14 protein-coding genes and 1 pseudogene are annotated in these 15127 nt (G+C 71.2%); 4 read left to right on the top strand and 11 right to left on the bottom strand.

What is annotated here, in order from left to right:
• Positions 1–109 precede the first annotated feature (109 nt).
• Positions 110–1534: an MFS transporter gene (locus ACWDVW_RS14980; RefSeq protein WP_449948553.1), complete on the top strand. Its 1425-nt coding sequence runs from the start codon at positions 110–112 to the stop codon at positions 1532–1534.
• 215 nt (positions 1535–1749) lie between these two features.
• Here ACWDVW_RS14980 and ACWDVW_RS14975 read toward each other — a convergent pair whose 3' ends face one another.
• The 10 genes and pseudogenes from ACWDVW_RS14975 to ACWDVW_RS14930 form a co-directional block, all read right to left on the bottom strand.
• Entirely contained in the window at positions 1750–3408 is a 1659-nt protein-coding gene (locus ACWDVW_RS14975; RefSeq protein WP_449948684.1) for a glycoside hydrolase family 13 protein, read from the bottom strand.
• A 57-nt stretch (positions 3409–3465) separates the two neighbouring features.
• The gene (locus tag ACWDVW_RS14970; protein ID WP_449948681.1) at positions 3466–4500 is read right to left on the bottom strand and encodes a LacI family DNA-binding transcriptional regulator; all 1035 of its coding nucleotides are present in this window, start codon (positions 4498–4500) and stop codon (positions 3466–3468) included.
• A gap of 63 nt (positions 4501–4563) precedes the next feature.
• Positions 4564–5529 carry a carbohydrate ABC transporter permease gene (locus tag ACWDVW_RS14965; RefSeq protein WP_350692341.1) on the bottom strand — a complete coding sequence of 322 codons (966 nt, stop codon included), beginning with the start codon at positions 5527–5529 and terminating at the stop codon, positions 4564–4566.
• A gap of 1 nt (position 5530) precedes the next feature.
• Positions 5531–6583: a carbohydrate ABC transporter permease gene (locus ACWDVW_RS14960; RefSeq protein ID WP_449948550.1), complete on the bottom strand. Its 1053-nt coding sequence runs from the start codon at positions 6581–6583 to the stop codon at positions 5531–5533.
• Between the two features lie 69 nt (positions 6584–6652).
• Entirely contained in the window at positions 6653–8008 is a 1356-nt protein-coding gene (locus tag ACWDVW_RS14955) for an ABC transporter substrate-binding protein (protein WP_449948548.1), read from the bottom strand.
• Positions 8009–8582: 574 nt separating this feature from the next.
• Positions 8583–9077 (bottom strand): TspO/MBR family protein, encoded by a 495-nt coding sequence (locus ACWDVW_RS14950; RefSeq protein ID WP_449948546.1) that lies wholly within the window; start codon positions 9075–9077, stop codon positions 8583–8585.
• A gap of 356 nt (positions 9078–9433) precedes the next feature.
• Complete coding sequence (locus tag ACWDVW_RS14945) at positions 9434–9577, bottom strand: GPGG-motif small membrane protein (protein WP_449948543.1); 144 nt, start codon at positions 9575–9577, stop codon at positions 9434–9436.
• Positions 9568–10344: a metallophosphoesterase family protein gene (locus ACWDVW_RS14940; protein ID WP_449948540.1), complete on the bottom strand. Its 777-nt coding sequence runs from the start codon at positions 10342–10344 to the stop codon at positions 9568–9570. Before ACWDVW_RS14940 ends, ACWDVW_RS14945 begins: the two co-directional genes overlap by 10 nt.
• 9 nt (positions 10345–10353) lie before the next feature.
• Positions 10354–10629, bottom strand: a complete 276-nt coding sequence (locus ACWDVW_RS14935) for a hypothetical protein (RefSeq protein ID WP_449948537.1) — start codon at positions 10627–10629, stop codon at positions 10354–10356.
• A pseudogene (locus tag ACWDVW_RS14930) lies at positions 10626–11219 on the bottom strand (nucleotidyltransferase); the annotation flags it as partial. The gene ACWDVW_RS14935 and the pseudogene ACWDVW_RS14930, both read right to left, overlap by 4 nt.
• A gap of 155 nt (positions 11220–11374) precedes the next feature.
• Here ACWDVW_RS14930 and ACWDVW_RS14925 point away from each other — a divergent pair.
• A complete protein-coding gene (locus tag ACWDVW_RS14925; RefSeq protein ID WP_449948534.1) occupies positions 11375–12172 on the top strand; it encodes a dTMP kinase in 798 nt (265 codons plus the stop codon).
• On the opposite strand, the gene ACWDVW_RS14920 is transcribed toward ACWDVW_RS14925, so the two are convergent.
• Positions 12157–12852 carry an SDR family NAD(P)-dependent oxidoreductase gene (locus ACWDVW_RS14920; RefSeq protein WP_449948532.1) on the bottom strand — a complete coding sequence of 232 codons (696 nt, stop codon included), beginning with the start codon at positions 12850–12852 and terminating at the stop codon, positions 12157–12159. The two genes, ACWDVW_RS14925 and ACWDVW_RS14920, sit on opposite strands and share 16 nt — an antisense overlap.
• Positions 12853–13041: 189 nt before the next feature.
• On the opposite strand from ACWDVW_RS14920, the gene ACWDVW_RS14915 reads away from it, so the two are divergent.
• Together ACWDVW_RS14915 and ACWDVW_RS14910 are read left to right on the top strand one after the other, a co-directional pair.
• The gene (locus tag ACWDVW_RS14915; RefSeq protein WP_449948529.1) at positions 13042–13956 is read left to right on the top strand and encodes a MurR/RpiR family transcriptional regulator; all 915 of its coding nucleotides are present in this window, start codon (positions 13042–13044) and stop codon (positions 13954–13956) included.
• On the top strand, positions 13953–14903 hold the full coding sequence (locus ACWDVW_RS14910) for an N-acetylmuramic acid 6-phosphate etherase (RefSeq protein WP_449948526.1): 951 nt from the start codon (positions 13953–13955) through the stop codon (positions 14901–14903). The genes ACWDVW_RS14915 and ACWDVW_RS14910 overlap by 4 nt, the downstream gene beginning before the upstream one ends.
• Positions 14904–15127: the final 224 nt, after the last annotated feature.

The raw sequence follows: 15127 nt of genomic DNA, 5'->3' as shown, positions 1-15127 counted from the left end.
CGTCGGGGTGCGCGGATCGGTGGCGCCGGGTGGGACCTGTCCGTTGTCGCCGGTCGGGGTGGGTGGACCCGGTGACCGGGCCGTTATCCGGTCCTGGTTGGCTGCCGGCATGACCTTGCGCACGGGCCGATCCGCGCGGGTGTGGGGCGGGAGCGCCACGCACCGGATCTACAGCGTCGTGGTCTTCGTGCTGCTCGCCTCGCTGGACAACGTGGCGATCGGTTTGGTGCCGCCGCTCTACGGCGCGATCGCCGACTCCTTCGCGGTGCCGCAGCGCCTGCTCGGCCTGGTCACCGCGATCAGTTTCCTGGTCAGCGCCGTGGCTGCGGTCGGCTGGGCGTACTTCGGAGACCGCACCAACCGCAAGCCGCTGCTCATGATCGGCACGCTGATCTGGGCGGTCGGCACCGGCGGCAGCGGCCTGGCCGGCGACTACCCGACGTTCCTGGCCGCGCAGTTGCTGGCGGCGATCGGGCTCGGCGCGGTCGGGTCGGTCGGCTTCTCGGTCGTCACCGACCTGATCTCGCCCCGCCGCCGGGGCCTGGTGATGAGCTTCTGGGGACTCTCCCAGGGCATCGGCACGCTGGCCGGCACGCTGGTCGGCGGGCTGCTCGGCGCGACCGACTGGCGCCGCCCGTTCCTACTGCTCACCGTCGTCGGCCTGGCCGCCACTGGGGCGTACCTGTTCACGTACGACATCCGGCGCGGGCAGAGCGAACCGGAACTGGCCGCCGCGCTGGCCGCCGGCGCCGAGTACGAGCACCGGATCAGCCGCTCCGACCTGCCGGTCATCCTGGGCCGGCGGACCAACCGGTGGCTCGTCCTGCAGGGCCTCACCGCACAGGCCGCGTTCGGCTCGCTGGTCTGGCTGCCGGTGCTCTTCACCGAGCGGGCCCGGGACCAGGGGTACTCACCGGCGACGGCGATCGTGGTGGGCAGCGTCTTCGCCACCCTGTTCCAGCTCGGCGGCGTATTCTCCATCGTCGGCGGTCTGATCGGCGATGCGCTGCAACGGCGTACACCCTCCGGCCGGGCCCTGGTCGCCGCGGTCGGCATCCTCGCGGCGGTCCCGCTCTACCTGGTGCTGTTCTTCGTGCCGATCCGCATCGACGTGCCCGACGGCGCCGGCACCGGCGCGGTGGTGGCGGCCGTGGTGGGCAGCGTGTTCACCGAGCCGACGGTCGGGCTGAGCCTGCTCACCGCGCTGCTGGCGTTGGCGTTGACCTCGGCGAACTCACCGAACTGGTTCGCCTTGATCGCCGACGCCAACCCGCCCGAGCATCGGGGCACCGTCTACAGCCTCGGCAACCTGGTCAACGGGGTGGGCCGGGCGGCCGGCAACGGGCTGGTCGGCGTGGTCTTCCACGCCCTGCGGGGGGCCTTCCCGCCGCCGCTGAACTACGCCGTCGGGCTGGCAGCGTTCCAGCTCTTCTTCATCCCCACCGGGATCATGTACTGGCTGGCCGCCCGGACGTCCCCCAAGGACATCGCCGACGTCCGCGACCTGCTGCACTCTCGCGCCGAAAAGCTGTGACAGATGTAAGGAAGGGCCCCTTGTTAACGCCTCGTGCATAGCAAGGGCCCCCTGTTAACAAAACGACCGCCGGCCGGCGGGCCGCACGGGACAGCCCCGGACGGCGGTGCTCGACTTGCCGCAGTCCGGGACGGGCGGTGTTAACAAGGGGCCCTTCCTCTACCTGAGGCGTTAATAAGGTGCCCTTCCTTACAACACCCACCCCCACCGCTCGATCAGGGGGAGTGGAGCCAGACGGTTGCGTCGGTGGGGAGGGAACCGTCCTCGTTCAGCGGAGCGCTGCTGTGCACCAGTGTGCCGTCGGGCAGTGGAATCGACTCCGGGCCGAAGTTGGTCGACACGACCAGGTCGCCGTTGCGGAAGGTCAGCACGTCGTCGTCGGAGGCGAGCCACTCCAGGGTGCCTCGACCCAACCCGTGGGTACGCCGCAGCCGCAACGCCGTCCGGTACATCTCGTACGTCGAGCCGGGCACGTCGCGCTGGCGGTCCCGGGCGTACTCGGCCCAGACCGGCGGCTGCGGCAGCCAACTCGCGTCGGTGGGCCCGAAGCCGTACGACGGGGCGTCGGCCTCCCACGGGATCGGCACCCGGCATCCGTCGCGGCCCCGCTGGGTGTGTCCGCTGCGTTCCCAGGTCGGGTCCTGCCGGGCCTCGTCGGGCAGGCTGGTGTGCTCCGGCAGCCCCAACTCCTCGCCCTGGTAGAGGTAGGCCGAACCGGGCAGGGCGAGCATCAGCAGGGTGGCCGCCCGGGCCCGGCGCAGCCCGAGCGCCGCGTCCGGCTGCTCGTCGCCGACGCCGATGCCGTTGGGTCGGACGGTGCCCACCGGCAGCCCGAGCCGGGAGGCGTGCCGGACCACGTCGTGGTTGGAGAGCACCCAGGTGCTGGGCGCGCCGACCGCATCGGTGGCCTCCAGCGACCGGGTGATCACCGCGTACTGGGCCGGGGCGGTCCAGGAGGCGACCAGGTACTCGAAGTTGAACGCCTGGTGCATCTCGTCGGGGCGGACGTACCGGGCCAGCCGCTCGGCCGGCTCCACCCACGCCTCGGCGACCAGGACACGTTCCCCGGGGTAGCCGTCCAGCAGCCGCCGCCAGTCGCGGTAGATCTCGTGTACGCCGTCCTGGTCCCACATCGGCGGGCGGGGCTTGTCGGCCTCCTGTCCGGAGAGGATCTCCTGCGGCTCCCGCCAGTCGGCCAGGTCGGCCTGCTTGACCAGCCCGTGCGCCACGTCGACCCGGAAGCCGTCCACGCCCCGGTCCAGCCAGAACCGCAGCACGTCCAGGAACTCGGCGCGTACCTCCGGGGCGTCCCAGTTCAGGTCGGGCTGGGCGGTGTCGAACAGGTGCAGGTACCACTGCCCGTCGGGGACCCGGGTCCAGGCCGGTCCGCCGAAGACGCTCTGCCAGTCGTTGGGCGGCTCGACGCCGTCCGGGCCCCGGCCGTCACGGAAGACGTACCGCTGCCGCTCGGGGCTGCCCGGCGCGGCGGCCAGGGCGGCCTGGAACCACTGGTGTGCCGACGAGGTGTGGTTGGGGACCAGGTCGACGATCACCCGCAGCCCCCGGGCGCGGGCCTGCGCGATCAGCTCGTCGGCGTCGGCGAGCGTGCCGAACAGCGGCTCCACGTCCCGGTAGTCGGCCACGTCGTAGCCGGCGTCGGCCTGCGGCGACGGATAGAACGGGGAGAGCCAGACCGCGTCGACCCCCAGCTCGGTCAGGTGGTCCAGGCGGGCGGTGATCCCCGGCAGGTCGCCGATGCCGTCGCCGTTGGAGTCGGCGAACGAGCGCGGGTAGATCTGATAGATCACCGCCTCGGTCCACCAGCCGGTGATCGGGGCGGAGGGCGCGGTCTGCTGCGTCGCGTTGTCGTTCAGGACGGACTCCCGTGGTCGAGCCGGCCCGGCGGGTCGCCGGACGACGAGGTGATCGGGTCAGTGTGCCCGCGCCGGCGCGGTCGATTCACGCACGACCAACCGAGTGTTCAGGATCACCGGCGACGTCGCACGGTGCGGCCCGGATTGCGGGGGCGGCCCGGCGAGCGGGTCGAGCAGCAGCTTCGCGGCCAACCGGCCCTGCTCGGCGGCGGGCTGGGCGATGGTGCTCAGCCCGAGCACACCGGCGAGCGCGTGGTCGTCGATGCCGATCACGCTGACGTCCTGGGGTACCCGCAGGCCGGCGTCGCGCAGCGCGGTCAGCGCGCCCATCGCCATCTCGTCGCAGGCGGCGAAGATCGCCGTGGGCGGATCACCCCGGCGCAGCAGTTCCTCGGTGGCCCGGGTGCCACCGGCGATGTCGAACCGGGACTCCACGTCGAGGCTCGGGTCGGGAGACAACCCGGCGGCGCGCAGCGCCTCCTGGTAGCCCCGGCGTCGGTCCAGGTGCGCGGTGAAGGCGAGTTCGTCGTCGGGGTCGCCGGAGATGTGGGCGATGCGTCGGTGGCCGAGGTCCAGCAGATGCCGGGTGGCGGTCCGCGCGGCGACCACGTCGTCGATGCGTACGCAGGGCCAACCCGGCACGTCGGTGCCGGAGCTGACGGTCACCCCCGGCAGGTCGAGCGCGGCCAGGGCGGTCAGTTCGGGTGCCCGCAGCGGGGTGGCGACCAGCATCACCGCGTCCACCCGCTTGTGCAGGTTGGCGGGGTGCAGCAGGCGCTGGCGGTTCTGCTCCCGGCCGCCGAGGTTGTGCAGCAGCAGGTCGTAGCCGGCCTGGTGCAGGAAGTCCTCGACCGCTTCGACGACGACGCCGAAGAACCACCGGGTGATCCGGGGGACGACCACCGCCACCGTGCCGGTACGACCGCCGGCCAGCCGGGATGCGCTCGGCGACACGGCGTACTGCAACTGCTCGGCGGCGGCCAGCACCCGGTGGCGGGTGGCGGCCGACACGGTCGGCAGTCCGCGTAGCGCCCGGGAGACGGTGGCCGTGGAGACTCCGGCCAGCCGGGCGACGTCGTCGATCCTGGTCACGCTTACCCCGCTCACGTCCCGGGTGGTGCCGCCGTCACCGTCGGCGGCGGCACCACCCGGGTATCAGCCCTTGACGCTGCCGGCGAGCAGCCCTCGAACGAAGTAGCGCTGCAACGACAGGAACACGATCAGCGGTACGACGATCGAGACGAACGCCCCGGCGGTCAGCCGTTGCCACTCGTTGCCCCGGGTGCCGGCCAGTTCGGCCAGCCGGACGGTGAGCGGCGCGGTGACGTCGCTGCCACCGGCGAAGATGAGCGCGACCAGCAGATCGTTCCAGACCCAGAGGAACTGGAAGATGCCGAACGCGGCCAGGGCGGGAGCGACCAGCGGCAGCACGATGGTGCGGAAGATCCTGGGGTGGGTGGCCCCGTCGACCCGGGCCGCCTCCATCAGGTCCTTCGGCAGCTGCGAGATGAAGTTGTGCAGCAGGAACACGGCGAACGGCAACGCGAAGCAGGTGTGCGCGAACCACACCTGGGCGAAGTTCTGCGCGCCGTCGAGGTTCCAGGCGGGCATCAGGGTGACGCCGCCGATGCTGACTCCCCGCGAGAAGAAGCTCAGCAGCGGCACCAGCGCCATCTGCAACGGCACGATCTGGAGCGCGAAGATGCCGATGTAGACCCAGTCCCGGCCGCGAAAGTTGATCCACGCCAGCGCGTACGCGGCCAGAGCGGCGAACGCGAGCGGGAACAGCACCGACGGCAGGGTGATGACCAGCGAGTTGACGAAGTAGTTGGCGAGCTGTCCCGAGCCGGACGCCTGCCCGAACAGCACGTCCTGGTAGTTCTGCAGGGTGAACTGCGGGTCCCGGAAGAACGTCCACCAGCCGGTGGTCTTGAGCTGGGGCTCCGGCCGGAACGAGGAGACGAACAGGCCGAACGTCGGGATGGTCCAGACGACCGCGATGACGATCGCGACGATCGTCGCGGTACGGCTGTTCAACCGCTTGCGTACCCGGGACGCCCGTGTCGACGTACCGCTGGTGTCCTGGGCGCCGGCGGCGACCGGGGGAGTGGTGGTGGTCATCTCAGCCCTCCCGTCGCTGCTGACGCAGGTTCCGGATCTGGAAGATCACGATCGGCAGCACCAGGACGAAGAGGAAGACCGCCAGGGCGGACCCCTGACCGTTCTGGCCGTACCGGAACGCCTGGTTGTACATCTCGTTCGCGATCACGCTGGTGTCGTAGTTGCCGTTGGTCGTGGTGCGGACGATGTCGAAGACCTTCAGCGTGGCGATCGAGATGGTGACCACGACGACGATCATGGCCGGCCGAATGCTGGGCACGGTGATCTGCCGGAACATCTGCCAGGGAGTGACCCCGTCGAGGCGGGCCGCCTCCACGATGTCTGCCGGGATGGACTTGATCGCCGCGGAGAGCACCACCATGGCGAATCCGGCCTGGATCCAGACCATGATCACGATGAGCAGCAGCGTGTTCAGTGGCGAGTCGAGCAGCCACTGTCGGGGCTCGCCACCGAGGCTGACCACGATCTGGTTGAGCAGACCGATCTGTTCCTGGTCCTCACCCCGGTAGGCGTAGACGAACCGCCAGATGATGGCGGCGCCCACGAACGAGATCGCCATCGGCATGAAGATCAGCGACTTCGCCAGCGACTCCAACCGGGCCTTGTCGACCAGCACGGCGTAGAGCAGGCCCATCGAGGTGGCGACCAGCGGGACCAGGGTCACCCAGACCAGCGTGTTGATCAGTACCCGGACGATCGCGTCCTCGGCGAACATCCAGCGGTAGTTGTCCAGCCCGACCCAGTTCTGACTGCCGCCGTCCATGAAGGACAGGAGCGTGGTGCGGATCGCCGGGACGACCAGGCCGATCATCAGCAGCAGTACGGTCGGCAGCAGGAAGAAGAGTGCGAACAGCCCCTCCCGGGGCTTGGTCCGCCGGGGCATCGGCGCGCTGCCGGCGGAGGCGGCGACGAGTTGCGCCTCGCGACGCCGGGCGAAGAACGCCGGCACCGCGTCGAGCAGGACGAGCAGGCCGCCGACCACCACTGCGAAGGCGACCAGCCCCCACAGCAACATCATCAGTTTCGGCGCCTGGGCGGCGAAGTCGAAGTTCATCAACCCTCCCGGAGGTGGCGACAGAGCCGGTGGGCCGGCCCGCGTGCGCGGACCGGCCCACCACTGGACTCAGTTCGGCCAGCTGCTCTCGATGCCCTGGAGGACCGTGGCGGTGTCCCGCCCGTTGATCCACTCGACCATGCCCTTCCAGAAGGTGCCGTTGCCGACGGCCGCCGGCATCAGGTCGGACCCGTCGAAGCGGAAGACCGAGCTGTCGTCCTGGAGGAGTTCCGCGGACAGCTTGTCGATCGGGTTCGCGACGTTGGCCAGGTCGAGCTTGTTGTTCGCCGACACCCAGTCGCCGATCTTCGCGCGGCTGTTGGCGTGCTCACCGGAGGCGAGGTACGTCTGCACCGCCTGCACCTCGGGACGGTCGCTGAACGCCGTCACGAACTCGCCGCCGCCCAGGACCGGCTTGCCCTTGGCCGGGTCGATGGCCGGGAAGTAGAACGCGAACACGTCGCCGTCCTCGGCCACCCGGGTGCCCTGCGGCCACTGGTTGGCGTAGAACGAGGCCTGCCGGTGCAGCGCGCACTTGCCGGCCGTGATCGGCACGCCGGCCTCCTGGAACGAGGTGGTCGCGATGCTGCGCACCCCGCCGAAGCCGCCGTTGACGTACTTCTCGTTCTTCAGGATGGTGCCGGCGCGGTCGAGCGCCTCGGCGACCCGGGGGTCGTTGAACGGGATCTCGTGCTTGGTCCACTGGTCGTAGACCTCGGGGGTCTGCGTACGCAGCATCAGGTCTTCGATCCAGTCGGTGGCCGGCCAGCCGGTGGCCTCGCCGGACTCGATCCCGGCGCACCACGGCTTGGTGCCGCTGTCCGCGATCGTGTCACTGAGCTTGATCATCTCGTCCCAGGTGTTCGGGACGGCCCAGCCCTTCTCCTGGAACATCTTGGGCGAGTACCAGACGAAGGACTTCACGTTCGAGCCGAGCGGCGCGCCGTAGAAGGTGCCGTTGACCGTGCTGTAGGTCAGCCAGTCGGCCGGGTAGTTCTCCTCGGCCATGGCCTTGGTCTCGGCGCCGGCGGCCTTGATCTGGTCGCGCTCGGCGAACCGCTGGATCAGACCGGGCTGGGGGATGAACGCCAGGTCGGGGGCGTTGCCGCCGTCGACGCGTACGGGCAGCTGCGCCTCGAACTCACCACTGCCCTCGTGGTTGATGTCGATGCCGGTGCACTCTTCGAACTGCTTCCACGACTCGTCCAGCCGGTCGGCCTCGATGTCCCGGATCGACGAGTAGATCGTCACCTTCTTGCCGTCGTGGCCCTGGTACTTCTCGTACGGGGCACACTCGGCGGAATCGGCGTTGGTGTTGTTGCCGCTACTGCTGCTGCTACCGGTACCGCAGGCGGTGGCACCGAGCGCCAGCCCGAGCGCGCCGGCGATCACGAGGGCCTGGCGTGGCCTGGCAAAGACTGCCATGCCGTCCTCCTTCCTAGCCGGCGCTGGCCGGGAATGGTCTCCGGTGACCTGGCGCCGGTCCGATGGGCGTTTTCACATGTAAGCGCTTGCATCTCGCGCGGTCCACCCCTGGGCGGGACACGACCGAGTAACAATCCGGAAACCTGCCGCCCCTGCGTGGGCGCGCTCCCACCGCGCCCGATGACCTCTGTCGATCCGCCGCCCCGACCGTCAAGGGCGGCGGACCGCCCCTACGCGAGGTGTCGCACTTCCACCAGCCCGACGGCCGCTGCACCCCGCACAGGCTGCACACTCCCGACGGGCTGCGCACCCCCGACAGGCCGGTCTGGCCGGAGTTGACCAAGGGGTTTGCGCCCTCAGACCTGCCGCTCCGTGACCAAAACTTCTTGATCAACGCGGGCGGCGGCGTGTGGGCGGTGGGCTTGCGTGTGGACGGGGCAAGATCCGCGCAACTTCACGGATACTGCTGTCTCCGAGGGGGGCTGAGGCAGCAGTATCCGTGAAGTTGCGCGGATCATGATGAGTCGCGAGGGGTGCGGCACCGGCTCTGATCTGAGATCGGAGTCGGGACGGGTCAGCCGTTCAGTTGCCAGATCGAGTAGTTCAGCGCTGCGGCGAAGGTCACCCAGGCCCAGTAGGGCAGCAGCAGGACGGCTGCGGCGGTGCTGACCCGTCGGAACAGCAGGACGGTCACGCCGATCGCCAACCACAACAGCACGATCTCGGCAAAGGCCAGGCCGTACTGCCCGGCGCCGAAGAACAGCGGAGTCCAGGCGGCGTTGAGCACGAGCTGCACCGCCCAGGCGAGTACGGCCGGGCCGAAGCCCACCCGACGCCAGACCAGCCAGCCGGCCAGCGCGATGGTCACATAGAGCACCGTCCAGACCGGGCCGAACAGCCAGGACGGGGGCGCCCAGGAGGGTTGCTCGATACTGCGGTACTCGTCCGCCGCGCCGACGGCGGCGAGGTTGCCGATGACGGCCGCCGCTATCACCGCCGCCGCGAAGCCGGCCAACGCCCACCACTGCCGGGCACCGCCTCGCCAGGTGTCGTTCGCACTCGTCCGCATGCTCACAGCTTCTCCGTGGGTCGGGCCGGCAAACCTGCCGGGCGGGCTTCTCCGTGGGTCGACGAGACCTGCCGGCCGAGCGGGGCTTCTGCGCGGACCGGACCGGAAGGACCTGCCCGCAGAGTGGCGTGCGACGCGGCCCAGACCGGAAGGACCTGCCAGCGGAGCGGTGCGCGATGCGGCCTGGACCAGGAGAGACCTGCCGACGGGGCGGCGCGCGACGCTGCCGGGACACACACACGCCGGGACACAAGTACGCCGGGGTCGCCGTGGCCGGTGGCTCCTGTCGGGAGGACGGAGTTCCGGTCACGACGACCCCGGCGGGTCCGGGACAGGCGACGCTTTGCGCCGCCACGTCAACTGAAGATGCTCACACCACCCGGGCCTACCAGCAGGCCAACGACGATGAGGACGACGCCCCACAGGATCTGCCGGCGGAACAGCGCGAGGATGCCGGAGACCACCAGTACGACTGCGAGAATCCAGAGAATCAGCTCCATGTTTGCTGAATACCCCCCACTCCGACGCCGGAAACCTGCGGCTGATCAAGGTTCTCGCCCAAATGGAAGACGCTGTACGCCTGCTTGATCACCGGGTGCGCGACGTTGCGTACGCGTACCCCGCCGGGCGTGGTGCCGCGCTCGGAGCCGTGGTGCGCGTGCCCGTGCAGGGCCAGCGCGGTGGGCGCCGAGTCGACGGCCTGCCCGAGCTGGTAGCAGCCCAGGAACGGATAGATCTCCAGTGGCTCCCCGGCCAGGGTGTCCGGCACCGGCGAGTAGTGGGTCAGCGCCACCAGTGTGTCGCAGTCCAGCGAGCGCAGCGCGGCAGCCAGCCGGTCCGCGCTCTCGGTCGTGGTGCGGACGAACGCCTTCATCTCCGGCTCACCGAAGTCACTGGCGCACCGGCCGGCGAACCCGCCGCCGAAGCCCTTGACCCCGGCGACGCCGAGCCGGCCGCCGGCGCAGTCGAGCACCACGCCGTCGCCCTCCAACACGATGATTCCCGCCTCCTGCAACGCGCCGACCACCTGCGGCACCTGGTCGCACTGGTGGTCGTGGTTGCCGAGCACGGCGATCACCGGTACGCCCAGTCCGCCGAACTCCCGCGCCACGCACCGGGCCTCCGCCTCGGTGCCGTGCCGGGTCAGGTCACCGGCGAGCAGCAGCACGTCGGCTTTGTCCGGCAGTTCCTCCAGGGCCGGCCGGAAACGGCCGACCACGTCCTCGTCCACGTGTACGTCGCCCACCGCGGCGATCCGGATAGCCATCGCGCCTCCTCAGGGCAGCTGCTCGATCTCTGTGGGCGCCTGCGTGCGGATCACCCCGATGTCGCTGGTGACCGGCTCCTCGGGGAAGCGCTCGGCCACCCGGCGCAGGATCTCCTCCCGCCGGTGGGCGCTCTCCACCTCGCCCATGAGCACCAGACCGCGTTCCGTGCGGACCACGGAGATGCCCTGCTCGGCGACGGCCGGATCCTCGGCGAGCAGCCGGTGGATCTCCGCCTCGACGTACTCGTCCGGCGGCCCGGCACCGGGGTCGCGGTACGTGGTCACGGTGTTCCCCTCCCGTCGGCCGTGCCGCCGTCGGGCACGACGTCCAGCCTGTCCAGCAGCACCAGGAACGCCTCCGCGTACGGCGAGTGCTGCGTCTCCTTGCGTACCCGTTCCCAGTCGATCTGCTCCCGCAACGACCGGGCCAGCGGCAGCCCTCGCGCGAAGTCGCAGTAGTGCTGGGAGAAACTGAGCAGTTTGTGCACCATCAACTGGGTGGCGGAGAGCACCGGCATGTGGATCGCGTCGACCGGTCGCACGACCGTGTCGGCGAAGGTCTCCTCGGTCACCGGCGTCTCGATCGGGCGGTGGATCAGGTCCACCATCCGTCCGCCGTCGTAGACCTTGACCAGCCAGTCCTCCGGCGGCCGCTCGGCGGTGAAGCCGGCCGCCACCAGCGCCTCCAGGGCGGCTTCGACGTCCGGCTCACGGATCAGGAAGTCGACGTCGTGCTCGCTGGAGTGGCCGCCGTGCGCGTACACGGCGAAGCTGCCGCCGAGCGCGAACGGGATGTCCGACTGCTTGAGCACGGCGGCGACCTTCTTCAGTGTGTGCAGGAGAGTCTCGTCGTCGCGCTCGGCCATGTCGCCTCTCCCGTCGAGATCGTTCGGGTGCTACCAGTGGGATGCCGGATCGGTACCCGGCAATCCGGTCGCCCACACCTGCGTGGTGCGCGGAAGGGGTCGATCAGGCGGATAGCGGGATGAACCACCCGGTGGCCGTGCGGGGGTCGGATATCCTGTCGAGAGTGGCCAGATCGACGGGTACCCGGTGCGGCACGGCCCGACTGCGCACCGTGGCCCTGATCGGCGTGGATGGTTCGGGCAAGACCACTCAGGCACACCGGCTCGCCGAGGCGCTCACCGCCGCCGGCCACCCGGCCACCTACCACCGCAACGCCGGTGGACGTCGCTGGCTGGGGCGGGCCGCGCACCGGCTCGGCCGGCCGGACGCGCAGGGGCTGCTCGGGCGCGACGGGATGCTACTGCTGGAGTCCGTGCTGCGTTGGCTCGCCATCGCCATGGCCCTGCTCGGCAGCCTGGTCAGCGGCCGGGTGGCGGTGATGGACCGCTACGCCGCCTGCCAGTACGCCAGCCTCCGGGCACACGATGGTCGGCGCTGGGAACGGCTGGTCCGAGTCGCGTACCGGGTCTTCCCGCAGCCGCAGGTGACGTTCCTGCTGACGGTGCCGCCGGACGAGGCGTATCGGCGGATCGAGCGGCGCGGCACGGACGAGGAGAGCCTGCCCTACCTGACCGCCGCGGACCTGGCGTACCGCACGCTGCCGGAGTCACCGAGCTTCGTGCCGGTCGACGGGGACCGACCGGCGGACCAGGTGGCCCGGGACATCCGCGACCATCTCGCCGCGTGGCTCCCGGCCGACGACGAGCCGGACGAGCCGGGTCCGCAGCGGTACCGGCCGTGGCTGCCCGGGCCGGTGACCGCGCTGGTGCCGATCCAGGCCCTGCCGTGGGCGGCCGGGTCGGCCTCTGTCCAGGTCCGCCCGTGGTCGATCCGACCGCCGACGGTTCAGGCCCGGCCGTAGACCGGTACGGCGGCGCCGCTGGTCGGCGCGGACTCGTCGGAGGCCAGGAAGCGGATCACCGAGGCGATCTCGGCCGGGTCCACCCAGCGGGCGTGGTCGGCGTCGGGCATCGCCCTCCGGTTGGTGGGCGTGTCGATGACACTGGGCAGCACCGTGTTGCACCGCACGCCCGAGGCCCGGTACTCCACCGCGACGGCCGAGGCGAAGCCGAGCACGGCGGCCTTCGCGGTCGCGTAGCCGGACACGCCCGGGAACGGCGCGAGGGCAGCCCGGGCCGCCACGCAGACCACCGCGCCGCCGCCGGCCGCGACCAGGTGCGGCAGGGCCGCCCGGGTGACCAGGTGGGTCGGGCGGAGGTTGAGAGTGAGCATCCGCTCGAACTCCTCGACCGGCGTCTCGTGCACCAGGCCCCCACTGGCGTACCCGCCGACCAGGTTGACCAGGGCGCGTAGCGGCGCCTCGGGGTCACCGGCGGCCACCTCGACCGCGCGGGCGACGTCCTGTGGGTCGGTGAGGTCCGCGACCGGCCGTACCGGTGCGTCGCCGTCGGGTTCGGTCTCCGGCGACGGCTGCGCGCGTTGCGGCGCCACCACCCGCCAGCCCGCCTCGACGAACACGGCGGTCACCGCCCTGCCCAGCCCGCCCGTGCCCCCGGTGACCAGCACACTGCGTCGCGTCATGGCCCCACGCTAGCGCCGCCGTCCGGTCGGCCCCCGAGCGGCCCCGGCCGACCGGTGGGACCCGGCCCGCCGGGGGAGGCGGGCCCGGTCGGACGGGTGGCAGGCTGTGGGTGTGCGCCCGGGCGGTGTCGTCCGTCGGGTGGGCGCGGCGTGGTTGACGCTCCCGGCTTGTGAAAGTAAGTTTCATCCGTGGGGAAGAGTCCGAAGATTTCCGCGAGCCAGGAGCCGGGTGGACTGATCGTCCACATCAGCGGTCTGCTCCCGTCGCTGTCACCGGCCGAGCAACGGGTCGCCCGACTGGTGGTCGCCGACCCCGCCGACGCGGCCCGGCGGACCATCACCGACCTCGCCACCGCCGCCGAGACATCGGAGGCCACCGTCATCCGGTTCTGCCGGTCGGTCGGCATGGAGGGCTACCCGCAACTGCGGATCCGGCTCGCCGCCGAGGCGGCCCGGCGGATCGAGCCCCCGGACGCGCGGGTGGTGGGCGGCGACATCCCGCCCGGGGCCGACTTCGCCCAGATCATCGCGACCATCGCGTTCAACGACGCCCGCGCCGTGGAGGAGACCGCCGAGCAGCTCGACCCGGCGGTCTGCGAGCGGGTGGTGGACGCCATCGTCGGCGCCGGCCGGATCGACATCTACGGTGCCGGGGCGAGCGGGTTCGTGGCCTCGGACTTCCAGCAGAAGCTGCACCGCATCGGCCGCACCGCGTTCTACTTTCCGGACGTGCACACCGCGCTGACCTCGGCGGCCCTGCTCGGCCGGGGTGACGTGGCGGTCGGCATCTCGCACACCGGCACCACCTCCGACGTGGTGGAGGTGCTGGAGCAGGCGCGGGCCCGGGGCGCCACCACGGTGGTGCTGACCAACTTCCCCCGCTCGCCGGTCACCGAGGTCGCCGATCACGTCCTGACCACCGCGGCCCGGGAGACGACCTACCGTTCCGGCGCCACCGCGAGCCGGCTCGCCCAGCTCACCGTGGTCGACTGTCTCTTCGTCGGGGTCGCCGCGCGTAACCGCCCCCGGGCCCGCAAGGCGCTGGAGGCGACCGCCGAGGCGGTCCGGTCCCACCGGGTCGGGTCCGCGCGGAGGCGGGCATGACCGCCGGTGCGGTGGAGCCCGACGCGGCCCCGGCCGCCGTCCGCCCGACGGTCCGGGTCGGTGCGCCGACCGAGCGGCGCAACCCGATCAGCGTCGACCTGGACCTGATGTCCACCCGGGACGTGCTCGCCGTGATCAACGAGGCCGACCGGCGGGTACCGGCCGCGGTAGCCGCCGTCGGCGACCGGATCGCCGAGAGTGTCGACCTCGCCGTCACGGCGCTGCGGAGCGGCGGCCGGGTGCACTACTTCGGGGCCGGCACCTCGGGGCGGCTGGGCGTGCTGGACGCCGCCGAGCTGGCCCCCACCTTCAACTCGCCCCGCCACTGGTTCTGCGCCCACCTCGCCGGTGGTCCGGACGCCGTGTGGCGGGCGGTGGAGGACGCCGAGGACGACGACAGCCGAGGGGTGACCGAGGCGACCGACTGCGTACGTCGCGGTGACGTGGTGGTCGGCCTCACCGCCAGCGGTCGCACCCCGTACGTCCTCGGGGCGCTCGCCGCGTCCCGGGCCGAGGGCGCCTCGACGGTGCTGCTCTGCGCGAACCCGGACGCTCCGGCCGCCCGGTCCGTGGACGTCTTCATCGGCCTGGACACCGGGCCGGAGGTGGTCGCCGGGTCGACCCGGATGAAGGCGGGCACGGCCCAGAAGATCGTGCTGAACAGCTTCTCCACCGCGGTCATGGTGCGCCTGGGCCGGGTCTACTCGAACCTGATGATCGACATGGTGGCGACCAACGCGAAGCTCCGGGGACGGATGCTCTCGATCCTTGTCGAGGCGACCGGTTGTGGCGAGGACCGGGCCCGTCAGGCCCTCGACGAAGCGGACGGCGATCTGAAGACCGCCCTGGTCAGCCTCGTCTCCGGGGTGGAGGTGACCACCGCGCGGGCGGCCCTGGCCCGCTCCGCCGACCAGGTACGCGGCGCGCTCGCGCTCCTCGCGTCCTGAATCCGACAGGCGTCACGGGCGCCGTACGGGCGGGGCATAGAACCGGGGCACGGATTGTTCAACTGGCCGTGGGGTAATACCACCGGCGTGGATGAACCGACTGGTCCGCGTACGCGTATCAGGCAGTGACCAGGATCGCAGCACGGTGGTGACCCGGGTCGCTGTGTCGGTCGGCCGGGCAGTGTTGCCATGGACCGGGACGGACGGCGATCCGTCGATCCGTC

The sequence above is a fragment of the Micromonospora sp. NPDC003241 genome (assembly GCF_053589795.1).
Note: the sequence above shows the minus strand (reverse complement) of the source record. Positions and strands in the feature narration are given on the sequence as shown.